General features: G+C 76.0%; 3 protein-coding genes. All 3 read right to left on the reverse strand.

All coding sequences use genetic code 11. The annotated features are described in order from the left end of the window. Positions 1–115: 115 nt before the first annotated feature. A complete protein-coding gene (locus ACFV4N_RS43465) occupies positions 116–592 on the reverse strand; it encodes a hypothetical protein (RefSeq protein ID WP_499678549.1) in 477 nt (158 codons plus the stop codon). A 105-nt stretch (positions 593–697) separates the two neighbouring features. Continuing rightward, positions 698–892 carry an MbtH family protein gene (locus tag ACFV4N_RS43470; RefSeq protein ID WP_499678550.1) on the reverse strand — a complete coding sequence of 65 codons (195 nt, stop codon included), beginning with the start codon at positions 890–892 and terminating at the stop codon, positions 698–700. Continuing rightward, positions 892–1698 (reverse strand): SDR family oxidoreductase (locus ACFV4N_RS43475; protein WP_499678551.1); only part of this gene is annotated, 807 nt, incomplete at its 5' end. The genes ACFV4N_RS43470 and ACFV4N_RS43475, both read right to left, overlap by 1 nt.

A 1698-nucleotide genomic window follows, 5' to 3' on the forward strand; every position in this document is an offset into this window, starting at 1 on the left:
GTGTTCAACCGCCCTTCCGAGCGCAGTTGAACACCGCCGCCGGGCGGGGTGGCCGGTCCCCGGTGCCGGTCCCCCGGCGTCAGTTCCCCGGCGCCAGTTCCCCGGCGCCGGTTCCTCAGCGGGTGCGGCGCGACGCCAGGAACCCGGTCGCGCCCCGGCCCAGCGCCAGGACCAGGACGACCGCGGGCAGGATCGCGAAGAAGATCGAGATCGCGATGTCGATCGGGATCAGGTTGCTGGTGATCAGGTAGTACACGACGATTCCGATCTCCACGGCCGCGCCGGCGACCAGCGCGGTCCGGCCCCTGCCGGCGAGCAGCCGCGCGCCGCCCACGACCAGCAGGACGATGCCGACGACCTGGGCGACCGCGCCGATCCACGCCGTGGTGGGCGTGCCGCCGTCGACGACCGCGGCCCTGGCCGCGCCGTCGCCGAGCAGGCCGGAGATCACGCTCCCCGTGCTGAGCGCCGAGAACAGCGCCTGGGCGAACGCGAGCACCGCGGTCGCGGTGACGATGCGGGGCCGCGCGACCGGCGCGGGCGCCGGCCGGAGTTCGCGGACGTCCGGCTCCTGGCTGTAGGACTGGGTCATCACTGCTCCTCAAGGTGTCTCCGCGCGGCGGAACGGGTGGTGCGCGGGCGCCGGCGGCCCTGCCCGGGCGCCGACGACCCGTCGTGGGTGCCTCCCCCGAGGCGTCTAGGCGGACCGCAGCCGCAGGCTCAGCGGCCGCAGGTCCGTCCAGACCGTGGCGATGTGCGCCAGGCACTCCTCCTTGCCGGCGCGGAACCCGGTGGTCCGCCAGCCCGCGGGCAGTTCCCGGCCGGCGGACCAGATCGAGTACTGCTCCTCGTCGTTGACCACGACGTCGTACTGCTGTTCCCCTGCGCCCATCACCGCTCCTCACCGTCGTGTTGCCGCGTCGTCCGGGCCGTCGGGCCGGCGACGAGGGTCCTGAAGTAGCCGGCGATCTCCTCCGGGGTCCGGATGGCGTGCTCGGCGAGCAGCCGGGCGACCCCCGGCCCGCCGCCCGGCGCGAACCGGTGCAGCCGGCGCGGCGCGGCCGGCGCGTCGGCGACCAGGCGCGCGACGCCCGCCGCCGTGCCCGCGACCCAGATCTCCCCGGCGTCCAGCCGGGCGACCTCCTCGTACCACCGCGCGTCCGGCTCCGGCCGGAGCGGGTGACCGCACCCCCGGGCCGCGGCGACCAGGTCGGCGGTGCCGCACACCGCGGCCGGCACGGCGTTGACGAACCGGCAGCCCGGCGGGTCCTCGGCCAGCAGCTCGTCGACGAGCACGCGCGCCGCGGCATCGGCGGGCAGGGCCTGGAACAGCTCGTTGCCCGGGAGGTCGAAGCTGCTCGGGTAGGAACCCGTCGCGACCATCGCCCGGCACCAGCTCCAGACCGCGTCGGCCTCGTTGACCTGGAACCGGACCCGGTCGCCGAAGATGCTCGGCACCCGGACCACGACGGCGGGCACGTCGAACCCGGCGGCGTGCCGGAAGTACTCCTCCGCGACCGCCTTCGAGCGCACGTACCCGGCCGGGCCGGTCGGCAGCGCGCGCAGCGGGCCCGGCTCGACCTCCTCCCCCGGGCGGTACGCCGGGGAGTCGACCACCGCGCTGGTCGACACGTGGACGACCTTCTTGCGCCTGCCGGCGGCGGCCAGCTCCAAGACCGCGGCGGCGCTGTGCGCGTT

The organism is Actinosynnema sp. NPDC059797, from assembly GCF_042732085.1.
Classification (GTDB): domain Bacteria; phylum Actinomycetota; class Actinomycetes; order Mycobacteriales; family Pseudonocardiaceae; genus Actinosynnema.

Coding starts and splice junctions, on each gene's coding strand:
- ACFV4N_RS43465 (WP_499678549.1), bottom strand. CDS start 592: ATGACCCAGTCCTACAGCCAGGAGCCGGACGTCCGCGAACTCCGGCCG.
- ACFV4N_RS43470 (WP_499678550.1), bottom strand. CDS start 892: ATGGGCGCAGGGGAACAGCAGTACGACGTCGTGGTCAACGACGAGGAG.